At 65.6% G+C, this 3,771-nt stretch carries 4 protein-coding genes, 1 tRNA gene and 1 pseudogene; 4 read left to right on the forward strand and 2 right to left on the reverse strand.

Annotated elements, in window-relative coordinates; all coding sequences use genetic code 11:
- Positions 1 to 348: pseudogene (locus AC08OU_RS23485) on the reverse strand (MMPL family transporter); the annotation flags it as partial.
- Between the two features lie 641 nt (positions 349 to 989).
- Between AC08OU_RS23485 and AC08OU_RS23490 the strand changes: the two are divergent.
- Positions 990 to 1,065 (forward strand) — tRNA-Thr (locus AC08OU_RS23490).
- Positions 1,066 to 1,333: 268 nt separating this feature from the next.
- On the opposite strand, the gene AC08OU_RS23495 is transcribed toward AC08OU_RS23490, so the two are convergent.
- On the reverse strand, positions 1,334 to 2,047 hold the full coding sequence (locus AC08OU_RS23495) for an IS6 family transposase (RefSeq protein WP_462188313.1): 714 nt from the start codon (positions 2,045 to 2,047) through the stop codon (positions 1,334 to 1,336).
- Between the two features lie 75 nt (positions 2,048 to 2,122).
- Between AC08OU_RS23495 and AC08OU_RS23500 the strand changes: the two genes are divergently transcribed.
- The 3 genes from AC08OU_RS23500 to AC08OU_RS23510 all read left to right on the forward strand — a co-directional run.
- Positions 2,123 to 2,350, forward strand: coding sequence for a DUF433 domain-containing protein (locus tag AC08OU_RS23500; RefSeq protein ID WP_035953249.1), 228 nt, complete (start codon positions 2,123 to 2,125; stop codon positions 2,348 to 2,350).
- A complete protein-coding gene (locus AC08OU_RS23505; RefSeq protein WP_476601723.1) occupies positions 2,347 to 2,715 on the forward strand; it encodes a DUF5615 family PIN-like protein in 369 nt (122 codons plus the stop codon). Before AC08OU_RS23500 ends, AC08OU_RS23505 begins: the two co-directional genes overlap by 4 nt.
- Before the next feature lie 360 nt (positions 2,716 to 3,075).
- Positions 3,076 to 3,771 (forward strand): O-methyltransferase (locus tag AC08OU_RS23510; RefSeq protein WP_476605833.1); only part of this gene is annotated, 696 nt, incomplete at its 3' end.

The raw sequence follows: 3,771 nt of genomic DNA on the forward strand, positions 1-3,771 counted from the left end.
TAGTGGTCCGAACGGGTCGGCGACGGTGAGTACCCCCGGCAGCTTCCCGACGTCGGCGAGCAACTCCTCGACCTGCTGGTGCACCAGCGGGTCCGCCAGCGTGCCGCGCCTGGCGTGCAGCACGATCTGTTCGGTGTCCGGCAGGACGCCGCCTGGAATCACCTTGCGCGCCAGATTCATTGCCCGCTGCGACTCGGAACCGGGAACCGACACATCGTGGCTATATTGCGCGTGACCTGCGATCACGAAGAACACCGCAGGCAGGAGGAGCACCGCCCACATGCCGACCGCGATCCAGCGATGGCGGGCACACAGACGTGCGACGCCTGTCAACGCAACGATCAGCATGGTTGGCCCTTCGTTATTTTGGACAACCTATCTCGCGGGCAAGCAACGTCAATTACTCTTTGGAGTCGAAATGAAATAACTTGCGCGTTTCGAACCCTCCACAGGCCTGTGACCTGCGATGATGCTCTCGATCACGTATTTGTTACTTCATTACGTCCCCTTTGGTGGGGCTCTTTGGTGTGGATCATCGTCCGATAATTCTAGAGACGATTCACGAGAGACGACACTTTACGGCGTTCCCGCACGCCTAGCCTCGTGATCGACCGTACCGCCACGAACTGCCCGACAACCGCTGTGACAAAATTTGTTCACCAGTTCCGGCACCACATTTTTCGGTGGCAAGAATGTGGACGGCGGTATCGGTGCCGGTCGGGGTACCCCGATGGCGGCACTGACCGGGCTGACCGGGCCCGAGCGGGCCGAGCGGGAGCTCCTCGCCCGCTTCACGGCCGAGGAGCGGGTCCCGACACGTCTACCGGCTGTAGGTGCTCGCCGCGTTCGAGCCGGGCAACCGGCGGGAGCACGCCACGGGCACCCTTTTGATCTTGCCGAGCCGGCGGCGCCCGCGAACCGCGGCCGGCGGCGAACCGGCCGATGGCCTCAGCGTCTCAGTGCGGCGGTCGGGTATCGTGAGATCATCCGCCGGCGTGGCGCAATTGGTAGCGCACTCGACTTGTAATCGAGCGGTTAGGGGTTCGAGTCCCCTCGCCGGCTCCAGACAGATGGTCTCTGACCTGCGGTTTCGCGAAATCGGAGATCATCTATTCAAGATCGAAATGGGTTTGTGTACGCATTGTGTGCGCATTCGGCAGGGTCGCGCTCAGAACGATCATCGACGGAGTGTCGTCTTCGGGCTCCTGAGTCGGGATCCGCGGTCGCAATGCCACCTCCCAAAGCGGTTACATTCCGTCACCATCGGCCGGTCCCATGGGCGCTGTTGCATTGCGGGGAAGCTGGACATGCCAGCGACCGGAGCGTCTGCTGATCAGACTGCTGCGGCGAGTTCGGTGAACGCGGCTGCCAGCCGCAGGTGCGGGCTGCTGTCGATCCCGAGTTCGTAGTAGCCGCGGCGGATGTTCTGCACCAAGGCGTGCCCGGCACTGACAGTTTGGACCGAACGCAGCCGTTTCAGTCCGCGCATCGGCCGGAGCCGTGCTTTCAACCGGCCATGATCGGCCTCGATCCGGTTGTTCTCCCGGGCGGCGTCGATGTGGCAGGCCTCGGGAAGCAGCTCATCGAGGAGCCGCGGGTAGACAGACGCCTTGTCGGTGGTGACCTCGACTGGCCGGCGACCTTGGGCCAGCGCCCGAACGAAGAAGCGCCGGGCAGCGGCCTGGTCACGGCGGGTGCTGGCCAGGACATCGATGACCTGGCCATGCTGGTCAACCGCCCGGTACACGTAGGTCCACCGGCCGGCGACCTTGACGTAGGTCTCGTCGATAAACCACCTGTTCCCGGGTCGGTGTCGACACGGCCGGGCCGCCTCGGCCAGCAAGGGCGTGAAGCGCTGCACCCACCGGTAGATCGTGACGTGATCGACCGCGAGACCGCGTTCGACGAGCAGTTCCTCGACGTCCCGGTACGACAGGGCGAACCGCAGGTACCACCGCACCGTAAGGACGATCACCTCGGGTGGGAACCGGAACCCCGCGAACTCCGACGCCGGAACCGGTGGACAGGCACGGCCTCGACCCGTCACTCAGCCATGACTGATCAGGATCCGCGATGCCGGACTCCGCCGATGCCACACGCCTCCGACGGTAGACTCCTGGCCATGGCCGTCGTCAGCCGCATCACCGCCGATCCCGCGATCATGGCGGGTGCGCCGGCGATTCGTGGTACCCGGATCACCGTGTCCGCGGTGCTGGGTCAGCTCGCGGCCGGCTCGACGGTCGAGGAACTGCTCGCCGACTATCCGTCGCTCACCCGCGACGACGTGCTCGCTGCTCTCGCGTTTGCCGCGGAGACAATGCCGCAAGAGCGTCCGTTCATCGCCGCATGAGGTTTCTCGTCGACGAGAACCTCTCACCGCGGGTTGCCGAACTGCTGCGCAACAAGGGCATGGACGCAACGCACGTCCTCGAGCACGGGCTTGGCGGTTCCCCGGATACCGAGGTCAGCGCGTTCGCCGTCACCGAGAGACGTTCGATCATCTCCGCCGACAGCGACTTCACGACTCTGCTCGCACTCAGCCGGGGCATCGCTCCCTCGCTGGTCCTGCTCCGGTCCGGCGACCAGCTCAAGCCCGACGCGCAAGCCGCCCTGCTGCTGGCCAATCTGCCTGCGCTGGAAGCCGACCTCGAACAGGGCGTCGTCATATCGCTCAGCACCACCCACGTACGGGTCCGTCGACTCCCGCTCCGCTGAGTACTGCTACCCCCGATCCGGCCCGCAGTCTCCGCGCAGGTCCCACACTAGACCGCAATCAACTACGTACCGTAGTCGGAGCGTCTCTGTGCCCAGAAAGTTATGTATGTCTGCCATGTCGGTGTGTCGTGCGCCGCACCCGGGCGGCCTGTGTGCGCATTGTGTGCGCGGATGCTCCGGCACGGCGCGGCATCGGCCGGCACGTTCCGGCACGGAAATCGCCCTGACCTCGGATTTTGCGGCACGGGGCGGCACGTTCCGGCATGCTCCGATACGCGGTGATTCGTCTTGTAATCGAGCGGTTAGGGGTTCGAGTCCCCTCGCTGGCTGCGCCACACTCACAGCGTGTGAAAGGCTGCCATGTACCAGCCGTCGATCGGCCTCCTGGACACCTTCTACACCACCCTTCGCGCCGGCTGCGCTCGCCTCTCCGACGGCGGGGGACCGTTCGGCTTCGACATCACCACCGCGCTGCAGGTCGACTACCTGATCGACGCCTATGGATGTGACGGCATCATCAAGACTGGCTGCTTCCTCGGCGACACCACCGACTACCTCGCCCGGCTCTACCCCACTCTGCCGATCATCACCTGCGACGTCGTCGAGGAGCACGCCGCATTCGCCCGCACCCGGCTACGCGACCGGCCGAACACCACCGTGGTGACCGGCGACTCCGCGGCTGTGCTGGCGTCGCTCACCGGCCGGTTCGATCGGCCGCTGGTCTACCTCGATGCCCACTGGTACGACCGCTGGCCACTGGCCGACGAGTTGGCCGCGGTCCAGGCCGGGATCGTCGCTGTTGACAACGTCGACCTCAGCCATCCCCGGTTCGGCTACGACTCCTACGACGGGCAGCCGCTCAACGTCGCCCGGCTGGGCGGCCTCGTCGACCTGGAGACGCTGTACCTGGGCGACCCGTTCATCGCCTACCCGTACCCCTGCCTGGAAGTCGGCCGCCGCTCCGGCACGGCGTATCTACCGTTGGGCCTCGGCGCTCACCCGCTGGCAGCGGGGGGCATGTTCCAGCCGGTACCGCTGCGGCCTGCTCCGACGCTG

The organism is Frankia sp. CcMO1, from assembly GCF_977945845.1.

Bases quoted from the DNA above. Each gene is read 5' to 3' on its own strand.
- AC08OU_RS23500 (WP_035953249.1), top strand. From the start codon at position 2,123: ATGGCCGTCGTCAGCCGCATCACCGCCGATCCCGCGATCATGGCGGGT.
- AC08OU_RS23505 (WP_476601723.1), top strand. From the start codon at position 2,347: ATGAGGTTTCTCGTCGACGAGAACCTCTCACCGCGGGTTGCCGAACTG.